We start from the raw sequence: 22,194 nt of genomic DNA on the forward strand, positions 1-22,194 counted from the left end.
CGCATTCGTCCGGACTCTAACCACCTCTGTATTGGATGCTTTAGTAGTCCAACGATCTGGGAACACCCAATACCACTATGCACACAGAGTCGCAAGATAGAGCTAACTGACAGCGTAATCGTCTCCGAGTCGAGACGAGTTGGAGAATTCGATATTCAAATGACTGAGGAATTCATCGACCCAAATCGGCTTTCGCTTATCCCATCACGGTCGAACGCAACTCGGACAGCCACCGACATGGTTCAGGGACCTTCGGAGGATGATGACGGCTCTTCCGTTTCAGCAGTACTACAATCGCTGGAAGACAGCAAATGCAGAGCGATACTCACGGCGTTGTGCGAGCCAAAATCTGCAACCAAACTCTGCAAGGACTGCGATCTACCAAGTTCGACGACGTATCGCAAACTCAATCGACTCCGTGAGGCAGCACTCGTCAAAGAATACACTGAAGTCCGCCGTGATGGACCGAACGCCACGTTGTACGAACGGGATTTCACGGATATCTCGATCAGCATCGACGACGACGAGTTCACCGTCTCCGTTGAACGGCCAAAAGAGGATGCAGAGGATCGTATGGCAACGTTCTGGTCCGAGATGAAGAAGGAATCATGACGGATAGTATTATAATACTACTCGGAATTGCCAAAATCGGTGCGCTCGTACTCGGGGGTATCGTCTCCCTGTTAGCCTATCGAGCCTATCAGCGAACGCAGATCGAGGGACTCCAGTATTTCGCAGTGGGCCTCATGGTCATCACCATCGGAACGTTTTTAGTTGGAATTCTCCATCACATCGTTGGCGTTCCAAGCGTCCAGGGAATGCTCTTCGAGAGCCTCATCGCTTGTAGCGGCTTCCTCGTCATGATCTACGGACTCTACGGGCAGTAACCGCTGCTTCTGGTTTAGTCAGGGCTGTTCAGATATCACTGCACACAGTCCACCCATGCCATCTGTCTCATTCAGAGTGGCTTTTTCAGTCGTCTAGTTGCGAAATCCCTTACCGGAGACCAACCGAAATCCGCGGTTATCCCATATTGTGGGAGCTCTCCATCGTTCCTTATGAGACCCATACAAAGAGTGTTGTAATGAGCGATTCCGATCCACCAAACTGTCGACCCACCTCGGTACCACAGCCCATGCGAATACGAAGCGGCGACGGTGACCAATGAAACGGAATTTGCCGTCTCGATACGCGGACGCGCTCATCTCGCGGAGCAAGCTTATAATCGTCCTGCTACTCGTCCTCACGGCAATCATCGGCGCTGGCGCGGTAGTCGGCACGAGTGCAGACGGCGAGATCGGTCGGGCAGGCATCGATTCCGAAGAACAGGCAGCGCTCGAAGAAATTGAATCAACGTATGAAACGGATGATTCGGTGGTTACACAGATCGTCATCAAAGACGCGGATGGAGATGTCCTCACTCGCGAGTCATTACTGCAGAGCCTCCGACTCCAGCAGGAAATACGTGAGAACGAATCCATCAATACGACGCTCCAAGCGGAGTCGGGTCTCCTCGGTCTCGAGAATATCGTGGCGACGACGGCATACGTCGAAACTCGAACGGCAGAGAACGGGACACACGACACAACAGCCAGTCGGAACGGACGGCCACCAGCGCCGACACTCGACCAACAGATCGAGGCGCTCAAGACGCGCTCAGACGAGGAGGTTGATGCACTACTCGCACGAGTACTCGATCCGGCTTCAACCGCCTCTGACCGCGACCCGACTCCGTTCCTGCCGTCGGACTACGAACCCGGGGAAACGAGCGCCGACGCGAGACTGACCCTTGTGTTCCAATCCGATGAAAGTGGCGGTGCTAGCGAAACGCCCCAGGAGGCGTACGATGCGCAAGTGGCTATCGCCTCACTGGTCGACGAGCGTTTCGATGACGCGTTCGTCTTCGGACAGGGCATCATCGACGAGGCGTCCTCGCAGGCAATCGGCGACAGTTTCCTCATCATCACTCCCGTCGCACTCGTTCTCCTGCTCATCGTTCTCAGTATCGCGTACCGCGACATTGTCGACGTGCTCATCAGCCTGTTCGGGATCGGTGTGGTGATGGTGTGGCTCCAGGGTATCCAGGGCTGGCTTGGAATCCCGTCCAGCTCGATACTTATCGCCGTTCCATTCCTACTCATTGGACTGAGTATCGACTACTCTCTCCACGTCGTCATGCGCTATCGCGAGGCGCGAACGGGGGATCTCGGTGCCGATACCGAGTCCGATAGCCGCCGGAGTCCACCCACTGCGATGCGGGCGGGGATCGCCGGTGTCGTTGTTGCGCTGGCTGCTGCTGCGTTCACGACCGGAATTGGCTTCTTCTCGAACTATGTCAGTCCACTCGGGTCAATACAGGATTTCGCACTCCTGAGCGCCGCCGGAATCATCGCGATGTTCGTCGTCTTTGCGGCACTCGTCCCAGCCGTCAAACTCGAAGTCGAACGGCTCCTCTCTCGACTTGGCCGTGACCGCCAGAAGTCAGCTTTCGGAGTCAGCTCAGGGCCGATTCGTCGTGTGCTCTCGGGCACTGCGACCCTCTCACAACGGATACCGATCGCCGTTCTCGTCGTCTCATTGTTGATAGCTTCGGTAGGTGCCTACGGTGCGACTGGCCTGGATACGGAGTTCAACCAGGCAGACTTCCTCCCGGAGGATGCCCCAGGATGGATGGAATCGCTTCCGGAACCGTTCGCCCCAGCCGAATACGACGTCCGAGAGAATCTCGAATACTTAAGCGATAACTTCCGACAACGCGGGCAAGGGTCGGAGGCTCAGATACTGATACGCGAGAATGTGACCACGCCAGCACTGCTCACCGCGACCGACGATACGTCTCAGTATACAAGTCGAAATGGAACGATCGCTATGCAGTCGGACGGCACGGCCACCATCGAAACACCAGCCACTGTTCTCCGTTCAGTAGCGGCCGAAAATGAGACAGTCGCCGCCGCGATCGATGCACGAGATGTGGATGGTGATGGCCTCCCAGACGAAGACATCGCGCAAGTCTACGACCTCGTGTACGATGTCGCTCCTGACCGGGCATCAACCGTGCTCTATCAAACCGAGAATGGGTCGTATGCGACAGCCAGATTGACCGTCGGTGTTGAGACCGACGCAGCTGCCCAATCGATTGCCAGCGACGTGCGACAGGTCGCTACCGGTATCGAAGCGAATGCACCGGTAACAGCTGTTGCGACAGGTGGGCCGGTCATCACCGCTGTTGCCCAGAGCGCCCTGTTCGAGACGCTCGTCGAAGGATTTGCCGTGACGCTGGGTGTCATCCTGACGTTCCTCCTTGGACTGTACTGGTGGCGGTATCGTGCGCCGGGGCTCGCGGTCGTAGTGCTCATCCCCGTCCTTCTCGCACTCGCGTGGTTACTCGGTACGATGGCACTACTCGACATCCCGTTCAACAGTGAGACCGTTGTCATTACTAGTTTGGCGATCGGGCTTGGCGTCGACTACAGCATCCACCTCTGTGAACGATTCGTCGACGAGCGCGAGCGCCGAGAGTCGCTTGACGAGTCACTGGTGGCGGCAGTCACTGGGACTGGCGGTGCATTGTTGGGTAGTGCGGCGACGACGGCAGCGGGCTTTGGCGTCCTGGCACTCGCGCTCTCCCCACCGCTCCACCGATTCGGCCTTGTTACTGGGTTGAGTATCATCTTCGCGTTCGTTAGCTGTGTGACAGTGTTACCCAGTTTGCTCGTTGTTCGAGAACGATACGTACGTTGAAAACAGCCTCAATATAGCCACCAAAGTGCCGTCAATTCTTTGTTGTGTTCCAGCCTGACGTCCCGAGCGTCTCCAAATCGCAACTGTTCAGGTACAGCCGAGCGACGTTTGATCACCAAACCACGACTTGCGCACGCACAATAGTTCCGCCAGCTCTGCGGTGCACATTGTTTCAGGACCCTCACCGAAGAGATGACCGAAAACGACGAACTCACCATCTGGAGCTTCGATAGCTTTGAGGTATACGAAGCCAATGAGAACGGTCTCCTCCACTACGGAGACGAGTGCGTAAGCTTGAAGCCTAGCATGACTAATTTTAGAGCAACAGACGGTAGCGCGAGTATGCAATTAGGTTAACACACGGTTTCTGTCAGTCCGTCCATACGCTGATTATGGACCTGACAACGTTGACCGGTGTCTCAGTGGGATTTCGTTCAGCGTCCCACTGTTGTACGCAGCGCTATTCGATGCAGTTCGGCAAGCGAATTTCAATCGATAACATCCATGAACATACATCTCTCTAATCCACTTGCAGACATCCAGCGATCACAAACAGTCCTCATCATCTTTGCGAGTACGCTCGTGAGTGTGATGGGCGTCTCCCTCATCAGCCCAGCACTGCCGACGATTCAGGCGGCATGGGACATCTCGGAGAGTCAAGCGAGTCTCCTCATCTCGGCATTTACCTTGCCGGGCATCGTTCTCACGCCGTTCGTCGGACTCATCGCCGATCGCGTTGGTCGCAAGCGCGTGCTCGTCCCTTCGCTATTCTTGTTTGGCGTGAGTGGCATTGCAGTCGTGTTTGTCGACGGATTCACGACGCTTCTCGGTCTCCGCGTCGTGCAGGGAACTGCCGGCAGTGCCATCATGAGTCTCACCGTGACGTTGCTCGGTGACCTGTTTTCGGGGGAACAACGGAGTCGTCTCATCGGACTGAACGCGGCGATCCTCGCCATCGGCGCAGCTGGCTATCCCCTCCTGGGTGGCGGCCTTGCACTGCTCTCGTGGGCCGCGCCGTTCGTCTGTTTCGCACTCGGTATTGTCGTTGCCGTCGCCGGCTCTGCGGTCCTCCCTGAACCCGAGAGTAACGTGAACTCGTCCGGACTCTCGTACGTCGCTAATGCAGCGCAATCGGTTCCAACACGGGCTGCTCTCGGGTTGTATATCGCTATTTTCGGCATTTTCTTTATTCTCTATGGCGCACAGCTCACGGTCATCCCGTTCATTCTCGATGAATCCTACGGCCTTTCCTCCGGAACGATCGGGCTGTTGCTCGGACTCCCGGCGGTGACGATGGGGATGATGTCTTCACAGTCGTCCCGTCTCATTCGTCATCTCTCACCCCCGCGACTCATCACACTCGGGTTTGTGACCTACGGTATTGGTATGACGCTTGCCGCACTCGCTCCCTCAATTGTCGTCCTTGCCAGCGCACTGTTTCTGTTCGGTATCGGACAGGGATTTGCGGAACCAATTACTGATACAGCACTGAACACTCTCGCGCCCGATGCGTTTCGTGGTGGAATTATGAGTATCCGAACGAGCGTTCTTCAGTTTGGAACGACCCTCGGCCCACCAGTGTTCGTTGCTGTCGCCTCAACTGTCGGCTACACCAATACGCTCTTCATTGCCGGTATCGCTGCCCTCGCGCTCGGTGTCTCTATTTTCGGCTTTCTCACGCTTTCAGAGACTGTGTGATCCACTTAACTTCCTTCATGATTGGAAACTTTAGTAAACTGGTCAGTTGTCAGACTGAATAGAATGGAAGAACAATGAGTCGTTCAGTCAGTCACTTCCAAGAACGAGACACGCCAGTTTTCACTCGCTGTGAGTGTCCGTGGTGAAATCGGCGCCGATTCGTCGTCGCGCCACAGTGGCCGTGCTGCTAGGTACGTTGGAGTACCGACGCGTGAGAGAACTGGATTCTGGTTGCTGACGAATCCAAATCGTTCGAGCAACTCTGGAGGAAGGATACGATTTGAGACGGTTATCACGCCGGCCGCTTTGTTATCAGCGACGGCCGCCGCGAGCAGATCGGCGAACGCCTCGTGGTCCGCCGTCATCGGAAGGGTTTCCATGATCTTCACGGCTCGACCGTTCTCCGTTCGTGTGATCAGCGCAGCGACTGGGCAGTCATCACGGTGAGCTACGTATATTGTGTGGTCGTAGTTTGGGGCGTCGAATACCCAGTGATAGTACTGCGCTTCACGGTAGGCGTGGAACCGCTGCGGGACGTGAGACTCGTACAGCGATTCGAGGAGGTCGCCGGGAACGGATGAGTAGCGCGTCACGTCGAAGTTACTGGACTCGCTCGAGAACCGACCTCGAACAGACAGATAGGCGCGCGCGGCTACGGTAAGTGATTGCTCGAGTGGAGCGGGAACCCGTTCGGTTGTCAGCATCTCATGGGGGCGTTGCAGCCGGTAGTACATCGGAATGACGTCGATCTCGGACCAACCGAGTTTCTTTTGTGCTCCCAATGATGCAACATTAGGGAAATTAAAGAAGAACGCTGGCTCCCGGTCGAGATACTCGTCAATCGCGGCCTCCGTAATTAGGGAATACAGGCCCTGTCGACGGTGGTCAGGGTGGACTACTGCATCGACAGGTTTGAGTGCGGAAATAATCTGGTCCTTCCAGCGTACTGGAGACGGAATGTATCCCTGAACGGCAACAATCTTGCCGTTTCGCTCCGCCAATGTAATCGGAACGTGCGAGAGGTACGGGTCGTCGACGAATTTCCAGTCGAACCAGGCAGCACTCAGCCGATCCCCCCACTGCTTTTCAAACAATGACAGAATGCCATCTCGATCACCACGTTCGTACCGTCTTACATTGTAGTCACCCGCGGTCTCGTGCGACGTTTCAAGTGACATTTTCTTGTAACAGACATCAGATCACTATTGGTATGATCCCCTTTCTATCGAATAGGTATTAACTACTGGAGGCCATCCAAACCGACCGAGACACGCAATACTGGAAACATCGAAAACGACCAAATGAAGACGGAGCTATAGTAACAGTTAAAACTTTTTACTCAGATACCCATTCTGAAGGTAGTGGATCATCTCGACGAAATCTCTATCAAGGAATTGCAAGATGCTCTCAGCAACGTGGAGGGAAAGAAGCCGACAAAACGGCTCTTAGCGGCAATAGCGTACAAAAACGGCGTTACACAGACTGAACTAGCCGAATGGTACGACGTTCAGCGACGCACGATCTATAGCTAGCTCAAGCGACTCGACACCGACGAGTTGCTTGAGCAGGCTGTAACTGACGATCACCGATCTGGGAGAAAACGAAAGCTCTCAGAAAAAGAGCAACAAGAGTTCGAAGAAGCGGTTCACGACTCGCCCGAAGAAGTTGGGGTTGACGCGCCGGCGTGGACGCCGGCGCTCGTCCAGCAGTATCTCGACGAAACCTACGGTGTAGAGTACTCAATCCCGAGTTGCCGGCGGTTGCTCAAAGAGGCGGGATTGAGTTATCAAAAACCACGCCGCACAGCCGCTGAAGCTGAGGCTAACGAACAAGAGACGTTCCACGAAGAACTCAAAAAAAGCGGCGGGAGATGGACGCCACAGTAGTCTGTATCGATCAACCCAAGAAATCCGTGCAAGTTGAGCCGCGTGCCGCGTGGTTTTCACGCGGCACGCGGCCGACCGTCGAATTATCCGGCCAACGCGATTGGACGTGTCTCTTGGGCGCGATCACCGAGGACGGTGATCGCTTTTTCTCTCGGTTCGAAGAGTACGTGACCGCCAAACATGCGAAACATTTCATTCTCGCGTTATGCAACGAGTTCGAAGATAACTTGATCGTCGTGTTGGATGGAGCGCCGTATTTCCAGGCGTCGGCCGTCACGGACCTGGCGGCCCGTGACGACCTCGCCTTCGTCACGTTACCAGCGTATTCACCGGAACTTAATCCAGTCGAAGAGTGCTGGAGACAGTTGCAATCAACTCTTAGCAACCGATTCTTCGACTCACTTTCTGAGCTAACAACAGCGATCGATACCGCTCTTGATCAACACTCTATTCCCAAAATGAGTGGCTATTTCTAAATCTCACTATAGATAGTGCCGTCTCTGGTATCCTCGACAGCCTTGTACTTGTTCGCTGTTTGTCCGGTCAGGAACACTGGCTACTCGTTAGTGACGAGCGTCTTTGTGCCCCTCTCTTATCCGACGACCATCGCCCGATCGACGACGTCCTCGCCGTAGAGTTCCTCGAGTTCTTCGTGCTGGTCGGGACGGTTCTCGTAGACGTCTTGGAACAGGGTGATAGGCGTCTGGGCTGCCTGATACGTCGCCTCGTCCCACATCCGATCATTGCTGATTTCGACCTCGACGCCGTCGACGAGTAGGGTCGCCGATCGCTCCATGGCGATGGCACCCTTCCCGGCTTCCTTGGCCGCTTCGAACTCCTCCATCGAGTCGACGATATCGTTCAGACTCGGGATGTAGGACGTGAGATCGAGTAGTTCCTCGGTCAGTTCGTCGCCGTCGAGTTCGCGCTCGTCGCCGCCGACCAGGAGCCGGTACCGATCGTCGCCGGTCGTTTCGAGGGTTACGTCGTCGCCGTCGTAGACGTACCGACCGTCTTCCGCGTCGAGTTCGACCTCGCGGCCGTTCACGTCGAGGAGCCAGCTGCCGGTCTTCGGCGGTAGCGGCGATTCGTTCGCCTCTTTGACCTGGCCGGGCGTCAGCGACCAGATGCCGAGCATCCCCTTCGCCTGGTTGTCGGTCATGCGTTCGTGGTAGCCCTCGATGTTGCGGATGTCGTCGTAGGGGCCGTCAATCGCGATGAGGCCGGCGGCGCTCGCGCCGCGGGACGTGTTGTGGCGGAGTTCCTCCCACGGCGGCAGCCCGCCGGTGGGGGTGATCGCGCGCATGTCCTTGGTGTAGTCGACTTCACCGTCGACGAGGAGGAACAGCCGTTCGAGGTTGTTCGACGGCTTGCCCATCTCCTCGCGGAGGTCGGCCAGCGCGAGTTCAGCCTCGGCGCTCTCGATGATGACCGACATGGCCAGGCTGCCTTCCGCGAGGCCGTGCTTGGTTTCGACGATGGTGATGAACTCGTCGGCCTTCTTCCAGTCGTCGATGTCGCCGACTTCGGGGATGACGAAGCCGTCGATGTGCTGGATTGCATCCTTCTCGGGGTCGGCGATCTCTAGGAGGTGCTCGAAGCACTGATACCGGGTTGCGGGACTGTCCCGGTGCCAGACGATACGCGGGTGGATCTCGCCGGGAAACTCGGCGCCGTGCTCGGAAATCACGCTGATGATGTTCTCGGCCCCTTCGTCGCGCATCGAGGGTGCGGTCGCGTCCTCGTTGTCCGGCACCCAGACATCGGGTGCCTGCATGCCGCGGAGCTGGGCTGCTCGCCGAATCATCTTCGCAGAATCGTCCTCTCCTTCCACTGCCGTCGGGGAGGTAAAGAAAGTCCTCACGAACTCCCGGTCGTGCCGTCGTTCGAGACTCATGGGTACGGTTCCCAATAGTGTGTTCTAATATTAAAGTTGTTTGGTGGATCCGACGACGGTCGAGCGAAACGGACCGAACTGGTGCGGTTCGGCTAGTCGGCTCTGACACGTCGCCGTGAACGGACGGTACCGAGCACCGAAATTCTGAATACGAAAACGCGACAGCAGGCCGGGAACGAGCACCGCGGCCACGCCTTCAGACCTTGTACTTGTTGAGTTCGATCACGTTCGCCGCTCGACAGAGTTGATCGACGAACTCGTTGTTCTCCCACGTGTCGTCGATTCGTGCGGTCGGTCCCGAGATGCTGATCGCTCCGATGATGTCCGAGTCGAACCGGATCGGCGCGGCGATACAGCGCAGGCCTTCGAGGCGCTCCTCGTCGTCGACCGCGAAGCCGCGGTCCCGGGTTCGTTCTAATTCCTCGACGAGTTCGTCGCGGGACGTAATCGTCCGGGGTGTCACTTCCGGAAGGCCGTGCTGATCGACGATTTCATCGACGCGCTCCCGCGGGAGGTGCGCGAGGATCGCTTTCCCGAACGCGGTGCTGTGCATGTGGTGTTTGCAGCCGACGTACGTGTCCAGATCGACCGCTCGCTCGCCTTTCGATCGGGAGAGATAGACGCCCATTCCGTCTTCCTCGACGACGAGATGGACCAGTTCTCCGGACTCCGTTGCCAACTCCTCGACCTTCGGTTCGGCGACTTTGTAGACGTCGATCTCGCTTCGGATCTGGCCGCCGATATCGAGGAATTTGAGACTGAGACGGTAGGTTTTGGTGTTCTCGTCTTTGATCACGTATCCGTGCTCTTCGAGCGTACTGAGGTGGTTGTGGACGGCGCTTTTCCCCATCGCGAGTTCGTCTGCCAGCGTCGTCACCCGCGCTTTCTCGAGTCGGTTGAGTGTCGCGACGATTTCCAGTGATTTCTCGGTCGTTCGAACCGGATGTTTGGCCCTGTCTCCCATACAGTCTACCACTATATCTGAATCCATAAATGTTGTTCTATCATAGAAAACAAATCCGCTCTCGGAACGGTTCTCTGGATGGGCGGCGTGGCGGGACGGAACCAACACCCCGTTTGACGCGGTTCCTCGGACGAGACAGTCTCAATTGCGGTGGCGAAGACGGAATTGATTCCGATATGGAGAACGACTGGGGCTGTATTTTTCCATCGATCGCTACTCGCATCCAGTCTCCGCTGGTGACGCCGACGCGGATCAATCCGTGCCCGTTACGTCCGAGATCGCTGGCAGCGGTTCGAATCCCGGCGATACGTTCCGGTTTCACGTGTCGCGCTATCGGGTCGTTTTCACTTGCGTATCGATCTCGTCGGACGACGATGATCGACGGTCTACTCGCGATCCGGTCGTTTCGTCGGCCGCCTGGACGATACCTATATACTCATGTGGTTTGTCATCAATAACTGTGTGATGATACCGCAAGAGTTCGCAGCCGGCGACACAGACGCATCACCGGTCGGCTTCGGCCTCCCCGGCGTTGGAATGACCGCGTTCGAAGCCGCGGACGACCGATCGCTCCTCGCACTGTTGGAAACGGCCGCGGAGCGCGCCCTCCGGGACGCGGCCGTCGATGCGACCGAGATCGATTCGGTCCACGTCGGGAACATGGCCGCGGAAGCGTTCAACGATCGGTCCGGGCTCGCGAACGCGCTGACCGCCAGCCTCGGCGCGGGCCGGGCGTCGGCGCGGCGCATCGAAAACACGAGCGCCAGCGGTGCGAGCGCGTTCCACGACGCGGTCGACGCCGTTCGCTCCGGCGGATCGGCGGTCGCGCTCGCGGTCGGCAGCGAGAAGATGTCCGCGGCCGATACAGCGACCGCAACCGAGATCATCAGTCGCATTACTCACGAGCGGGAGTACCAGCAGGGGGTTACGCTCCCGTCGTTCGCCGGTCTCGCGGCCGATCGATACCTCGCCGAGTACGACGCCGACCGACGAGATCTCGCGCGCGTCGCCGTCAAGAATCACGCGAACGCGGCGAACAATTCGTACGCGCAGTTCCGAACGCCGATCACGGTCGACGACGTGCTCGAGTCGTCCGCGGTCGCGACGCCGCTTCGCCTGTACGATTGCTGTCCGACCTCGGACGGTGCTGCGGCGATCGTGGTTACCGCGGACGCGGCACCCGTCACCGTCGAGGCCTGCGAAAGCGCGGTCGGCGTCCACGCGATCGCGGATCGCCGCGATCCGCTTCACATCGAAAGCGCGCACGCGGCCGGCCGAGCGGCCTACGAGATGGCGCGAATCGACCCGGAAGACGTCGACGTCGCGTGTATCCACGACGCGTTCACGATTCTCGAGTGGCTGGAACTCGAGGAACTCGGGTTCGCCGAGCGCGGCACAGCGTGGACGCTCACCCGCGACGGACGAACGGCGATCGACGGCGACCTGGCGGTCAATCCCGGCGGCGGGCTGAAGGCTCGCGGGCACCCGCTCGGAGCGACCGGCATCGCCCAGCTCGTCGAACTCGTCTGGCAGCTCAGGGGCGACGTTCCGGACGGGCGATCGACCGGATCACCCGAGTACGGGCTCGCGATCAACGTTGCCGGCTTCGGGAACAACAGCGTCTGTACGGTCGTGGGGGCGAACGCGTGAGTCGAGTACTGGAGTGTGCCGATTGCGGCGGGCGGACGTTCTACGAAAAGCGCCGGTGTGCCGACTGCGGAGCCGAGACGTTCCGCGACCGCGACCCGGGCGTCGGGACGCTGCAGGCGGTCACCGCCGTCCACGTTACGCCCGACGACGTCAGCGAGCCGAATCGACTCGGCCTTGCATCGTTCGACGGCGACGCGAGCGTTATCGCGCAGTGTAACGGTACGCTCGAAGCGGGTGACGTCGTCGCGATCGCGGAGGGGGCGTCTCGAGACGGTGAGGATTCGACGATGACGCTCGTCCCGGCCGCGGTGAACGACCGCCGATGACGACCCGTCACCCGATGCACACCCAGGAGAGATTACGTGTGGACCGAGTGCTCGATGTAGAGTTCCAGTTCGTTGACGGCACTGAGGACGCGCTCCGGTAGTTCCTCCGTTAACCGGGTCCCCTTCACGCGGTGGGCGGGTCCGGAGACGCTCAGCGCACCGATCACCTCACCGTCCGAGTCCGTGACGGCCGCGCCGACGGCGTGGACGCCGTCGGTCGTCTCCTGCCGATTGAAGGCGTACCCTCGCTCGCGGATGCGTTCGCACTCGTCCGCTAACTCCTCTCGGGTCGTGATCGTGTTCTCGCTCCCTTGCTCGAGCCCGCGGGTCGCGATGGTCTCGTCGAAGCGCTCTCGCGACATATTCGCGAGGATGGCTTTCCCCGCGGCGCTCGTGTGGAGCACGCCCCGCTTGCCAATGTGTGCACCAGTCTGTACCGCGCTCTGGCCGACTTCCGTGTACAGGTACACGCGCTCGCCGTGCTCCTCAACGATGAACTGGGCGCGTTCACCGGTTTCGGCGGCCAGCGAATCCACTTTTTCCTTGATCATGGGATACGCGGTTGTCTTTCGTTGGGCGTACCCGCCGACTGTCAGAAATTGGAACCCGATCCGGTAGATTCCGTCTTCCTGCGTTACGTACTTGTGTTCCCGAAGGGTGACCAGATGACGGTGAATGGTACTCGGGGCGAGTCCGATATACTCGGATAATTCGTTCATCGTGGCGCCGTCTAAGTCGCGAATGGCGTCGACGATCGCCAGTGACGTTTCGGTCGTGCGCGCACTGGACTTGGGTTTGTTTGGCACGCGTGGTATTCTCTCACGATGGGTAATAAATCATACGACAGCCGGGAACGTTCCGAGCCGCAGAACGCGTTAGCGTCCGAATCCGAGCAAACGGGATTCAGTCCGAGCAGGGCGAGCCGTCGGTACTGGGCTGTGGGGACAAGTCGCATATACTCTCAACGCTGCGAATTCGGCGTCGAAAGAATACATTCGATCGCGATCGATCGAGTTTACAGTGATACGATTGTAACGAGTTGGCCGACGGCGGAGACTGGCAGCGAGCCGCGAGCGTACCGGAGACAGCGGCCGCTATGCACCACACTGGTTGGAACGTGGGATTTCGGCGGGACGGCTCGTGTTCGGCCCGCCGATGTTCCTTCGCAGGATGCGCTGTCCCTGCTTCGAACGTGAACTCGCGCGTTATCGCCGTATTTTCGGTTTCGATTACTCGGATCGGACCCGTTGAACGCTCTTCATCCACGTACCGCCTCCGAGAGAACTGAGGGATACCGGACCGAATCATCATTTCTGCGGGAACGTCTGAGAATAATGGCGCTGTAGCCGTTCATACCAGGAGTACGAATATGCGGGATAGAACGGCCTCGGCGCGATGCTCGCCGATGTCGGCGGCGGGGAATCGATTAAGTAGTTCGTCCGGTTCCGTAGTCGTAATGCTACTTGCGCGCCGTCGCACGCCTCCCGAGGTGGACGGGCATGAATGAGAACGATCGATCGATCACGGGCTTTACGATGCTCGCTCACGGGATTTTCCACACGTACGAATTGAGTATTCCCATCTTCATCGTGGTCTGGTTGGACGCGTTCGACGCCTCCGCCTTCGTGTTGGGGATCGTTGTCAGTATCGGATACGGACTGATCGGCGTCGGAGCGATCCCGAGCGGCGTACTCTCCGACGCGTACGGTTCGCGCCGACTGATCGTCGCGTCCGTGATCGGAATGGCCGGCGGGTTCTTTCTCCTCGCGCTCGCGCCGAACGTGGTCGTCCTCGCTGCGGCGGTTATCGTCTGGGGCGCCGCGGCGAGCGTCTATCACCCCGCCGGCCTCTCGCTCATCAGTCGCGGTGCAAACCAACGCGGAACGGTGTTCGCGTACCACGGCGTCGGCGGAAACGTCGGAACGGCGTTCGGTCCGCTCCTCACGGCGCTTCTCTTGCTCGTTCTCGACTGGCGGGCGGTCGTCGCCCTTCTTACCGTCCCTGCAATCGGCGTCGTCGCGCTGGGGTCGCTGATCGAGTTCGACGAGGACGCGGCCGTATCGACGACAGACGGCGGCACCGCGCCGACGACTCTCGAATCGGTCGTCTCGGACTCCAAATTGCTGTTCAGTACCGGCTTTCTGCTCACGTTTCTCACCATCATGATCTACGGGGTGTACTACCGCGGACTGCTGACCTTCCTTCCGGACATGATCGGCAATCTCCCGCAGTTCGGCACGTACGTCGTCCTCGGCCGGGCGGTCGAGCCCGCACAGTACATCTACACCGGGATACTGACGATCGGGATCTTCGGCCAGTACGCGGGCGGGCGAGTCACCGACCACGTTCGAACGGAGTACGCGTTCTTCGGGACCCTGTTCGCACTCGGTATCCTGGCGTTCGTCTTCATTCCGTCAAGCGGCTGGGGACTCGCACCGTTCTTGTTCGTGTGCGTCGGGCTCGGATTTTTCCTGTATGCGACCGCACCGGTCTACCAGGTCGTGATTGCAGAGTACGCGGCGGCCGACGTCCACGGGCTCTCGTACGGCTATGCCTACCTCGGAATGTTCGGATTCGGCGCGGGCGGTGCCGTGCTGGCCGGCTCCCTTCTCACGTACGCGAGCGAGACCGCGCTGCTCGCGACGCTCGGTGCGCTCGCGTTCGTCGGCGCGGGGATCGTCCTGTCGCTCCTGACCGTCTCCTCTGACAGTAGGTAACTAACACCAAGCTTTAATATCGGATTCTCGTATGGTCCTCGTATGGCAGCTCGTGATAGCAGCGCGATCCTCGAAGACATTACTGTCGTCGACCTGACAACGTTCGTCACCGGCGGCTTCGCGACGTTGATGTTGGCGAACCAGGGCGCGGACGTGATCAAGATCGAACGCCCCGAGGTGGGCGACGACAGCCGCCACTCCGGGCCGCCGTTCGTCGCAGTCGACGACTACGACGGTCCGGGCACGTCGGCGTCCCGACACGGTGAGTCCCCGTACTTCTGGACGGTGAACTACGACAAGCGGAGCGTCGAACTCGACTTGAAGTCCGACGAGGGATTGGAGATCTGTCGGGAATTGATCGCTGAAGCCGACGTCGTGGTCGAGAACTTCCGGCCGGGGACGGCCGACCGGCTCGGGCTCGGATACGACGACCTCCGCGACGACCACCCCGAACTCGTCTACTGCTCGATCTCCGCGTTCGGCGAGTCGGGCCCGTGGAGCGACCGGCCCGGGTACGACCTGCTGATCCAGGGGATAAGCGGCACCATGAGCGTAACCGGTCCCGACGGCGGTGATCCAGTAAAAGTCGGGTTGCCACAGACGGACCTGATCACAGCGATGTGGGCGGCGTTCGGCATCGTCAACGCGCTCTACCGACGCAACCGAACCGGCGATGGCGAACGCGTCGAGCTCGGGATGTTGGATGCGACGTTGCCGTGGCTCACGAAACAGGCCGCGAAGGCCTTCGTCGATGAGGAGCCAAATCGGATGGGCACGAAAGACCCCGTGCTCGCACCCTACCAGAGCTTTCCGACTGCGGACGGGTACCTGAACGTCGCCTGTGCGAACCAGAAGCTCTGGAAACAGCTCTGCGAAGAAATCGGGCGTCCGGAACTCGCCGCGGACTCGCGATTCGAAACGAACGCCGACCGCGTCGAGAACATGGCGGCCCTCGAGGAAGAACTGTCCGAGGCGTTCACCGAGCGCCCCACCGAGGAATGGGTCGAACGACTGGCCGAGGACGCCGGACTTCCGGTCGGCCCCGTCTACGACGTCACCGAGGCATTAGAAAACGAACAAGTGGACGCGCGGGCCGCCGTCGACTCGGTTTCCCACCCCGCGGCCGGCGACATTCCGATCCTCGAACATCCGCTGAACTTCACCGCGGCCGAGAGCGGATTCGACGACGCACCGCCGATGCTCGGCGAAGATACCGAAGCGGTCATCGAAGAGTTGGGATACACCCAATCCGAAATTAGGGAGTTCCGCGACAAAGGGATCTTCTCCGGATGAGCCGACTCCGGTCGACCAGCGCCCGCCGATAGTACCGCGGTCTCGGGCGGATAGCGTCGAGTTCAGCCTCGTCCGGTCCGTCGATTCGGATACGGCCGATGTCGTTTTCGTTCACACACGTTCTGACACGAAACATTCTCTTTCACCGGCACCTTTATAACCCTGGTCGGAAGACGGAGTAGGTAATTCGCGACCCGGAGAGAAGATCATGGACGTCACTCACGCAATCGCAACGATCCTGAAAGCGGAAGGAGTAGAGTACCTGTTCGGTTTCCCGAGTAACCCGCTCTTGGACACCGGAGCGGCTGAGGACGCCGGTATCCGAACCATCGTCACCAGGCAGGAACGGACCGCGGTCCACATGGCGGACGCGATCGGTCGACTGTCCGCCGGTGACGAAATCGTCGCCTTCGCGTGTCAGCACGGCCCGGGAACGGAGAACTCGTTCGGCGGCGTCGCGCAGGCATACGGCGAGTCGGCACCGCTCGTCGCAATCCCGGCCGGATACGACGAAGCGAAGACAGACGTGGATCCCAAGTTCAACTCTCGCGTCAACTACCAGCACGTGAGCAAGTCCTGCGAACAGCTGACCAGTCCGGCGGCCGTCGGCGAGACCATGCGGCGCGCGTTCAGCGCGGCGCGAAACGGCCGTCCGCGGCCGGCCGTCGTCGAGGTCCCGAAGGATGTCTTCCACGAGGAGATCCCCGGTGACCTCGAGTATCACCCCTCGTCGTCGAATCGAAGCGGTCCCGATCCGGATAGCGTCGAGGAGATCGCCGAGGTGCTCCTCGAGGCGGAGCGGCCGGTTATCTACGCCGGACAGGGCGTCCACTACGCGAAAGGGTGGGACGCCCTTCGGGAGCTGGCGGAGACCCTCGAGGCGCCGGTTGCGACCAGCCTCAACGGGAAGAGTTCGTTTCCGGAGACCCACCCGCTGTCTCTCGGTGCCGGGAGCAAGAGCGAACCGGGCCAACTCGCACACTTCCTCCGGGAAGCGGACATCATCTTCGGGATCGGATGTAGCTTCACGGACACCGCGTACGGGATCACCGTCCCGGACGGGACGACGGTCGTCCACTCGACGCTCGATCCGACGGACATCGACAAGGATGTCGAGTCGGAGTACTCGCTCGTCGGCGACGCCGGACTCACCCTCGAAGCGCTGGTCGACGCGATCGCTCGGCGCCTCGACGGGGAGTCCCGCGGTCGGTTCGACGACGTCGCCGCGGCAATCGAGTCGGTCCGAGAGGAGTGGCTCGACGAGTGGCGGCCGAAACTGACCGCGGACGAGGTGCCGATCAACCCGTACCGGGTCATCAACGAGCTGACGACCGTCGTCGACGCCGAGGACGCGATCATCACGCACGACGCGGGGAACCCGCGGGACTTCCTCGCCCCGTTCTGGGAGTCGACCGAGCCGCTCTCGTACGTCGGCTGGGGGAAGACCACCCAGCTCGGCTACGGGCTCGGCCTGGCGATCGGCGCGAAGATCTACCGCCCGGAGAAGCTCTGCATCAATATCATGGGAGACGGCGCGATCGGGATGACCGGCCTGGACTTCGAAACGGCCGTTCGGGAGGATATCCCCATCCTGACGATTCACCTGAACAACTACGAGATGGCGTCGTACGAGACGCCCTTCTCCGGCGACTTCGCCGACATCGGGACGGCCCTCGGCGGCTACGCAGAGCGGATCGAGGACCCGGAGGAGGTCGCGCCGGCCCTCGAGCGAGCGATCGAGAAGACCGAAGCCGGAACGCCGGCGCTCCTCGAGTTCATCACGGCCAAGGAGACCGAGCTCTCGCGGCCGGATCTCGAGGAGTAGCGGAGACAGCGAGCGGAGTCGGGAGTGGTTTCTATCGGTTCGGCGGTGAACTCGCGTCGCGAACTACTCGGTCGATTCCCGACCTCGGAATCGAATCGAAACCTGCGAACCGCGGATTGCGAACCGCGAATCGAAACGCGACGGAGACCGGTCAATCGAACGAAAAGCAGAGCCGCGTTAGTTCTCGCCGAACGCGCCGTCCTCGGTCCACTCTTCCAGCGTCGTCTGATCGTCGACGACGTCCGCGAACACCGCTTCGGTGTGTTCGCCGAGCCGCGGTGCCGGCGACCGGACGGCGGTATCGTAATCGGGGAAGTTGATCGGGTGGCCCGGCAGCACGCACTCGCCCCAATCGGGATCCTCGTGGGGAACGACGAGTTCGCGGGCCGCCGTCTGGTCGTGTTCGACCACGTCGGCCACGTCGTTGATCGGTCCGCAGGGAAAGCCGGCTTTCGTCAGCCGTTCGAGCCAGAATTCGGTCGTCTCCAACTCGAGTTCGGCCTGGATGATCCCGACCACCTGGTCGGCGTTCTCGTGACGAACCGCGTTCGTCGGGTACTCGCGGAGTTCTTTGCGTCCGAGCAGGTCGACGAAGTCGTCCCACCGGTCGTCGCTCGGAACCCCGGTGACGATCGCACCGTCGACCGTCTCGAACCGCTGGTAGGGCACGAGCGTCTGGTGGGTCACGCCCTGGGGTCCCGGCACGGAGCCGTCCATCGAGTACTCGGTGAGGTACTCGTTTAGCAGCGCCACGATGGAATCGAACAACCCGATGTCGAACTTCCCGGTGAACTCGTCGGTCCGATCGCGCTCGTACAGTCGCGCGAGGACGCCGAGCGCCGCGAACATCCCGGTCGTGAGATCGCCGATCGCCTGGCCGACCTTGACGGGAGCCCCGTCCTCGGGACCGGTCACGCTCATGAGTCCGCCTTCGGCCTGGAGGATGAGATCGAGCCCCGGTTTCTCCTTCATCGGGCCGGTTTCGCCGTACCCCTTGATGCTCGCGTAGACGATGTCCGGATTCCGCTCGCGAACGTCGTCGTACCCGATGCCGAGCTTGTCGGTGACGCCGTACCCGAAGTTTTCGACGAACACGTCCGCATCGGCGAGGAGTTCGAGCGCCGCCTCCCGCCCGGCGCTCGATTTGAGATCGAGCGTCACCGAGCGCTTGTTGCGGTTGTTCGCCATGAAGTAACCCGACTTACCCTCGGGGCCGATACCCTGTGATCGTGCGGGATCGCCGACGCCGGGACGTTCGATTTTCACGACGTCCGCACCCATGTCGGCGAGGAGCGCGCCGCAGAAGGGGCCCGCGCGGTGACCGGTCATCTCCACGACCGAAACGTCGGCGAGTGGTCCGTCGTCCATCGTCACTCCGCCTCGTTGAACTCGTCGACCAGCTCACGACGCTCGTCGGTGGCGAACTGTTCCCACCAGAGCTCAGCCTCTCGCTCGCGCGCTTCCTCGAGGGTTTCGGCGCGGGAGGCGTCGTTGAGCGCCCGCTTCGAGTTCTTCACTGCCTTTCGGCCGGTGTTCTGGATTCCGGCGGCGATTTCGGCGACGGTGTCGTCGAGTTCCGCTCTCGGAACGGCGCGGTTGAGCAGCCCGATCCGTTCCGCTTCGGCCGCGTCGATCATCCCCGCCGTGTACACGAGTTCTTTCGCCTTCGCCTCGCCGACGAGTTCGACGGCTCGCCACGTCGAGCCGCCGGTCGGGATCTGTCCGATGTTGGCGGTCGGGACGCCGAACTGTGCGTCCTCGACCGCGATGCGGATGTCGCAGTACATCGCGAGGATCAGCCCGCCGCCGACGCAGTATCCGTTTATCTTCGCGATGACCGGGGCGTGACACTCGTAGGGCTTTTGATACATCTGGTAGAACAGTTCCTGCCGGTCCCGCTGCAGCGGATCGTGCTCCGCCGCCGGGCCGGCGTACTGCGAGATGTCCGCGCCGGCGGAAAACGCGTCGTCGCCCTCGCCCGTGATTACGACGGCGTCAATGGTGCGGGTGAGCTGGATCTCGTCGAACGCGCGTTTGAGATCGAGCATGACCTCGTTGTTGAGAGCGTTGTGGACCTCGGGTCGGTGAAACTCGATCGTCGCGATACCGTCTTCGATATCGAGAGTGATACTCTCGTAGGCGCTATAGCTGACCATACCTCACGTTGTATACCGCGAAATACGACAAAAAAGTTTGTGTTACAATACCAATCACACAGTCGAACCGAGCCGCTGGGCGCTCGTTCGGTCACAGCACGAGCGCGACAATCGACGCTGCGCTACCGAACGGACGATCCGATAGGGTCAGCGCCCGAGGTCGGGAAGTCGACTCGTCGGGTCACTCGGCACGGATCGAAACGACGGGGACGGACGCATTGAGCAGCACCGACTGGGCGACGCTTCCGAACAGCGCCTTTCCGACCGGCGAGCGCTTCCGCCCCGCGACGACGATATAGTTCGCCCCTTCGTCGGCGTAGCTGCCGATCTCGTCCGCGGGATCGCCCATGAGGCCGACGGGCGTCGCGTCGACGTTCGCCCGGTCGATGGCTTCCGCTGCGATGTCCGCCGCGATTTGCACCACGTCTTCGGTCGGAATCGGCTCGCCTGTTTCGTTCACGGTCGTCCGCTCCAGCGAGACGAACTCGTCGCGGGTGAGAACGTGAACGATTTCGACCGGCTCGTCGAACGCCTTGCCCAGTTCGTGTGCTTGCCTGACGATATCCGGCGCTCTATCGGACCGATCGACTGCTCCAATGACAGTCATAGCTACACTCTCCATCTCCGTCCATAAAGAATTTACCCGGATTCGATCGCAGTACCCGCGGAAACCGCGACGTTGGGACCGAGCAGCCGTCGAATCGCTGGGTATCTCCGGTTCGACGATGACGCCGGAGCGCGACCGTCGTTCGAATACTGGCGTTCAGCGGTCGGCTTCAGCGGCCGATGGACGATCCCGCCCGGACGGCTCGCCGAACAAAAATTCAATACTGGATAGTGACTAACCAAGGGGAATCTTTATGTCTATACTCTTTGATCATGGTATTGTGAACCTGGCACACGACGTTACATAACATATACCAGGATTCGTGGCTCGATAAGCATGTCCGAGAGAAAGCAACGACAGCAGGTGGTAGCAGCAAGCATATCGACCAGGCGACGGTTCCTTCGAGTGGCCGGCGCTGGGACGGCCGTATCGCTAGCAGGATGTCTCACAGAAGACGGGCCGGGTGTCGATGCCGACGAAAATTGGGAGCCGTCCGAGACGGTCCGATACATCGTTCCGTACGACGAGGGCGGTGGGACCGATGTGTACGCACGCGGCATCGTCGAACCGCTCACCGACGCCATGGGGCAAGACATTCAGATCGACAACGTGCCCGGCGGCGGCGGTCTCAACGGCTTCGGCGACCTCTACGGATCCCAGCCCGACGGGCACACCATCTCGGGGAGCGCCGTCCCGCTCGAGGTAACACCGCAACTGCTCGAGGATCCCGGGTTCGACCAGCGCGACTTGAACGGGCTCGGCATCATCGGTCGCTCGACGTGGTGTCTCATCGTCAACGAGGAGTACGAAGGGGAAGTCGAGACGTTCGACGACGTCAAAGAAAAGCACAACTCCGGTGAGTGGGACTCCATCGGCATTCAGGAGCCGGGAAGCCCGCAGGACATCATGACGCTGCTGGCAAAACACGAGCCGGAGTACGCCGACGAGTACGACTGGCAGTGGGAGAATCGCGTTCAGTACACCGGCACCGGGCCGATCGCGGAGGCGGTGACTTCCGGCGAGGTGCCCTGTGGGATCGGGACCGACGCCGGGACGCGACCCAACGTCGATTCCGGCGGAGTGTACCCGGTCTGTACGTTCTTCAGCGAGGGGACCGACGTGTATCCCGACATCCCGTCGGTCACCGACGAGGGGTACCCGAACATGGACTTCGTCGCGGGCGTCAATCGCGGCCTGTACGCGCCGCCGGACACGTCCGAGAACATCATCGACGAACTCGCAAATCGAATCGAAGAAGCCACTCAGGACGAGCGATACGAGGAGTGGTCCGAGGAGACTGGAAACCCGATCTTCTTCGAGGGACCCGACGCCGCTACCGCGGCCATCGACGACGCCTTCGAGGAGTTCGAAGACCTGGACATCGTCAGTCTCGTTGATGAACACTCCTAGTCCGGAGTGATACTTCAACCGCCA

Annotated in this window: 16 protein-coding genes and 2 pseudogenes; 11 read left to right on the plus strand and 7 right to left on the minus strand. The window is 60.2% G+C overall.

Annotated features, from left to right (window positions below; all coding sequences use genetic code 11):
- The first annotated feature begins 237 nt into the window (after window positions 1-237).
- From C484_RS24090 to C484_RS01050, 4 genes are all read left to right on the plus strand, one after another.
- Window positions 238-612, plus strand: coding sequence for a helix-turn-helix domain-containing protein (locus tag C484_RS24090; RefSeq protein ID WP_394295293.1), 375 nt, complete (start codon window positions 238-240; stop codon window positions 610-612).
- Complete coding sequence (locus C484_RS01040; protein ID WP_006667111.1) at window positions 609-887, plus strand: DUF7521 family protein; 279 nt, start codon at window positions 609-611, stop codon at window positions 885-887. The genes C484_RS24090 and C484_RS01040 overlap by 4 nt, the downstream gene beginning before the upstream one ends.
- Before the next feature lie 277 nt (window positions 888-1,164).
- Window positions 1,165-3,741, plus strand: coding sequence for an efflux RND transporter permease subunit (locus C484_RS01045; protein ID WP_006824121.1), 2,577 nt, complete (start codon window positions 1,165-1,167; stop codon window positions 3,739-3,741).
- A gap of 504 nt (window positions 3,742-4,245) precedes the next feature.
- Complete coding sequence (locus C484_RS01050; RefSeq protein WP_169332867.1) at window positions 4,246-5,439, plus strand: MFS transporter; 1,194 nt, start codon at window positions 4,246-4,248, stop codon at window positions 5,437-5,439.
- Window positions 5,440-5,522: 83 nt separating this feature from the next.
- Here C484_RS01050 and C484_RS24535 read toward each other — a convergent pair whose 3' ends face one another.
- Window positions 5,523-6,617, minus strand: a complete 1,095-nt coding sequence (locus C484_RS24535; RefSeq protein ID WP_006824123.1) for a GNAT family N-acetyltransferase — start codon at window positions 6,615-6,617, stop codon at window positions 5,523-5,525.
- 183 nt (window positions 6,618-6,800) lie between these two features.
- On the opposite strand from C484_RS24535, the pseudogene C484_RS21900 reads away from it, so the two are divergent.
- Window positions 6,801-7,801, plus strand: a pseudogene (locus tag C484_RS21900) (IS630 family transposase).
- Between the two features lie 116 nt (window positions 7,802-7,917).
- Here C484_RS21900 and aceB read toward each other — a convergent pair.
- Complete coding sequence (aceB, locus tag C484_RS01070; protein WP_006824126.1) at window positions 7,918-9,222, minus strand: malate synthase AceB; 1,305 nt, start codon at window positions 9,220-9,222, stop codon at window positions 7,918-7,920.
- A gap of 196 nt (window positions 9,223-9,418) precedes the next feature.
- Window positions 9,419-10,186 (minus strand): IclR family transcriptional regulator, encoded by a 768-nt coding sequence (locus tag C484_RS01075; RefSeq protein ID WP_006824127.1) that lies wholly within the window; start codon window positions 10,184-10,186, stop codon window positions 9,419-9,421.
- A 465-nt stretch (window positions 10,187-10,651) separates the two neighbouring features.
- Here C484_RS01075 and C484_RS01080 point away from each other — a divergent pair, with 465 nt between their 5' ends.
- Together C484_RS01080 and C484_RS01085 are read left to right on the plus strand one after the other, a co-directional pair.
- Entirely contained in the window at window positions 10,652-11,836 is a 1,185-nt protein-coding gene (locus C484_RS01080; protein ID WP_049914973.1) for a thiolase family protein, read from the plus strand.
- Entirely contained in the window at window positions 11,833-12,162 is a 330-nt protein-coding gene (locus C484_RS01085; protein WP_006824129.1) for a hypothetical protein, read from the plus strand. Before C484_RS01080 ends, C484_RS01085 begins: the two co-directional genes overlap by 4 nt.
- 32 nt (window positions 12,163-12,194) lie before the next feature.
- Here the strand turns inward: C484_RS01085 and C484_RS01090 are convergent, their stop codons facing one another.
- Window positions 12,195-12,968, minus strand: a complete 774-nt coding sequence (locus C484_RS01090; RefSeq protein ID WP_006824130.1) for an IclR family transcriptional regulator — start codon at window positions 12,966-12,968, stop codon at window positions 12,195-12,197.
- Between the two features lie 693 nt (window positions 12,969-13,661).
- Between C484_RS01090 and C484_RS01095 the strand changes: the two genes are divergently transcribed.
- From C484_RS01095 to C484_RS01105, 3 genes and pseudogenes are all read left to right on the plus strand, one after another.
- The gene (locus tag C484_RS01095; RefSeq protein WP_006824131.1) at window positions 13,662-14,879 is read left to right on the plus strand and encodes an MFS transporter; all 1,218 of its coding nucleotides are present in this window, start codon (window positions 13,662-13,664) and stop codon (window positions 14,877-14,879) included.
- 42 nt (window positions 14,880-14,921) lie between these two features.
- The gene (locus tag C484_RS01100; protein ID WP_006824132.1) at window positions 14,922-16,172 is read left to right on the plus strand and encodes a CaiB/BaiF CoA transferase family protein; all 1,251 of its coding nucleotides are present in this window, start codon (window positions 14,922-14,924) and stop codon (window positions 16,170-16,172) included.
- A 199-nt stretch (window positions 16,173-16,371) separates the two neighbouring features.
- A pseudogene (locus C484_RS01105) lies at window positions 16,372-17,997 on the plus strand (thiamine pyrophosphate-requiring protein); the annotation flags it as partial.
- A gap of 177 nt (window positions 17,998-18,174) precedes the next feature.
- On the opposite strand, the gene C484_RS01110 reads toward C484_RS01105, so the two are convergent.
- The 3 genes from C484_RS01110 to C484_RS01120 all read right to left on the minus strand — a co-directional run bounded on the left by C484_RS01110 (window position 18,175) and on the right by C484_RS01120 (window position 20,760).
- Window positions 18,175-19,365 (minus strand): CaiB/BaiF CoA transferase family protein, encoded by a 1,191-nt coding sequence (locus tag C484_RS01110; protein WP_006824134.1) that lies wholly within the window; start codon window positions 19,363-19,365, stop codon window positions 18,175-18,177.
- 2 nt (window positions 19,366-19,367) lie between these two features.
- Window positions 19,368-20,153, minus strand: coding sequence for an enoyl-CoA hydratase/isomerase family protein (locus C484_RS01115; protein ID WP_006824135.1), 786 nt, complete (start codon window positions 20,151-20,153; stop codon window positions 19,368-19,370).
- 181 nt (window positions 20,154-20,334) lie between these two features.
- The gene (locus tag C484_RS01120; RefSeq protein WP_006824136.1) at window positions 20,335-20,760 is read right to left on the minus strand and encodes a universal stress protein; all 426 of its coding nucleotides are present in this window, start codon (window positions 20,758-20,760) and stop codon (window positions 20,335-20,337) included.
- A gap of 405 nt (window positions 20,761-21,165) precedes the next feature.
- Here C484_RS01120 and C484_RS01125 point away from each other — a divergent pair, with 405 nt between their 5' ends.
- Window positions 21,166-22,170: a Bug family tripartite tricarboxylate transporter substrate binding protein gene (locus tag C484_RS01125; RefSeq protein ID WP_006824137.1), complete on the plus strand. Its 1,005-nt coding sequence runs from the start codon at window positions 21,166-21,168 to the stop codon at window positions 22,168-22,170.
- The last annotated feature ends 24 nt before the right edge of the window (window positions 22,171-22,194 follow it).

This window comes from Natrialba taiwanensis DSM 12281, from assembly GCF_000337595.1.
Classification (GTDB): Archaea; Halobacteriota; Halobacteria; order Halobacteriales; family Natrialbaceae; genus Natrialba; species Natrialba taiwanensis.

What these genes read in the sequence shown, in the direction of transcription:
- C484_RS24090 (WP_394295293.1), top strand. Translation starts at nt 238, where the DNA reads ATGGTTCAGGGACCTTCGGAGGATGATGACGGCTCTTCCGTTTCAGCA.
- C484_RS01040 (WP_006667111.1), top strand. Translation starts at nt 609, where the DNA reads ATGACGGATAGTATTATAATACTACTCGGAATTGCCAAAATCGGTGCG.
- C484_RS01045 (WP_006824121.1), top strand. Translation starts at nt 1,165, where the DNA reads ATGAAACGGAATTTGCCGTCTCGATACGCGGACGCGCTCATCTCGCGG.
- C484_RS01050 (WP_169332867.1), top strand. Translation starts at nt 4,246, where the DNA reads ATGAACATACATCTCTCTAATCCACTTGCAGACATCCAGCGATCACAA.
- C484_RS24535 (WP_006824123.1), bottom strand. Translation starts at nt 6,617, where the DNA reads ATGTCACTTGAAACGTCGCACGAGACCGCGGGTGACTACAATGTAAGA.
- aceB (WP_006824126.1), bottom strand. Translation starts at nt 9,222, where the DNA reads ATGAGTCTCGAACGACGGCACGACCGGGAGTTCGTGAGGACTTTCTTT.
- C484_RS01075 (WP_006824127.1), bottom strand. Translation starts at nt 10,186, where the DNA reads ATGGGAGACAGGGCCAAACATCCGGTTCGAACGACCGAGAAATCACTG.
- C484_RS01080 (WP_049914973.1), top strand. Translation starts at nt 10,652, where the DNA reads ATGATACCGCAAGAGTTCGCAGCCGGCGACACAGACGCATCACCGGTC.
- C484_RS01095 (WP_006824131.1), top strand. Translation starts at nt 13,662, where the DNA reads ATGAATGAGAACGATCGATCGATCACGGGCTTTACGATGCTCGCTCAC.
- C484_RS01100 (WP_006824132.1), top strand. Translation starts at nt 14,922, where the DNA reads ATGGCAGCTCGTGATAGCAGCGCGATCCTCGAAGACATTACTGTCGTC.
- C484_RS01110 (WP_006824134.1), bottom strand. Translation starts at nt 19,365, where the DNA reads ATGGACGACGGACCACTCGCCGACGTTTCGGTCGTGGAGATGACCGGT.
- C484_RS01115 (WP_006824135.1), bottom strand. Translation starts at nt 20,153, where the DNA reads ATGGTCAGCTATAGCGCCTACGAGAGTATCACTCTCGATATCGAAGAC.
- C484_RS01120 (WP_006824136.1), bottom strand. Translation starts at nt 20,760, where the DNA reads ATGACTGTCATTGGAGCAGTCGATCGGTCCGATAGAGCGCCGGATATC.